We start from the raw sequence: 269 nt of genomic DNA, 5'->3' as shown, positions 1-269 counted from the left end.
TCGAACCCTTTCCAAGCCACAGCTAGGTGAGTTTTTACATACAATATAACCACTTAAATTTAAAAGCCCACTCAAATAAGTGGTCGAAAACTGAAGCATCTCTTCAGTTAAATCGCCTTCACGACCATCGCTGAATTTGAGTCTAACGCTATTTTCGTCAGATTTAACTAGCCTCAATGCAGGTCTAGGTGTTGGTAAACCAATCGCCATTTCCGGGCATGCTTGTTGGTATTCGAAATAATCTGATAACTCATCTACAGCAAAGTGAA

Annotated in this window: 1 protein-coding gene; it reads right to left on the bottom strand. The window is 40.1% G+C overall.

Going from position 1 to position 269, the window contains the following annotated elements; translation table 11 throughout:
* Positions 1-269 (bottom strand): DUF523 domain-containing protein (locus ACNQ0T_RS24310; protein WP_417930507.1); only part of this gene is annotated, 269 nt, incomplete at both ends.

The sequence above is a fragment of the Enterobacter cloacae complex sp.6700776 genome, from assembly GCF_048284255.1.
Taxonomy (GTDB): Bacteria; Pseudomonadota; Gammaproteobacteria; order Enterobacterales; family Enterobacteriaceae; genus Enterobacter; species Enterobacter intestinihominis.
This window is presented reverse-complemented; position numbering and strand designations above follow the sequence as displayed.